We start from the raw sequence: 694 nt of genomic DNA on the forward strand, positions 1-694 counted from the left end.
TCTTCGATCTTTTTTCTTTCTCCTTTTTCTTCTCCCCCTCCCTCCTTTCCTCTCTCCCCCTCCCTCCTTCCCTTCTCTTTTCCTTCCTCCCCTCCCTCTTTCTTCCTTTTCCCTTCTCTCTTCCTTCCTTTTCTTCCCTTTCTTTCTTTCCTTTTTTCTTTCTTTCCTCTTCCTTTCTTCCCCCTCTTCTTCTTCCTTTCCTCTTCTTTCTCTTCCTTTTCCTTTTTTTTTTTCTTCCTTCCCTCTTTTCCTTTTTTCTCCTCCCCCCTCTTCCCTCTCCCTCTTCCTTTTTTCTCCCTCCCTCTCCCTCCCCTTTCCCTCTTTTTTCCTCCTTCCCTCTTCTTTTCCCCTCCCTTTCCCCCCCCCCCTTTCCTTCTCTTTCCTTTCTCTCCCTCCCCTTTCTTTCTCTTTCCTCTTTTTTTTTCCTTTTCCTCCCCCTCTTTCCTCCCCTTCTCCCTTCTCCTCTTCCCTCTTTCCTTTTTCTCTCCTTCTCTTTTCCCCTTTCTCTTTTCCTTTTTTCCTCTCCCCCTTTCCCTTTCCTCTCCTCCCTTCCTCCCCTCCTCCTCTCTCCTCCCTCCTTTCTCTTCTCTCCTTCTCCCCTTCCTCTTCCTCCCTTTTTCTCTTTTCCCCTTTTTCTCTTCTTTTTTCTTCCCCTTCCTTTCCCCTCTTCCCTCCTCTTTCCTTTTCTTCTGTC

General features: G+C 47.6%; 1 protein-coding gene. It reads right to left on the reverse strand.

Going from position 1 to position 694, the window contains the following annotated elements:
- Positions 1-694: hypothetical protein (locus KW830_RS21590; RefSeq protein WP_218334317.1), on the reverse strand; the 694-nt coding region annotated here is incomplete at both ends.

Source organism: Comamonas sp. CMM03, assembly GCF_019218715.1.
GTDB classification, from domain to species: Bacteria; Pseudomonadota; Gammaproteobacteria; order Burkholderiales; family Burkholderiaceae_C; genus Comamonas; species Comamonas terrigena.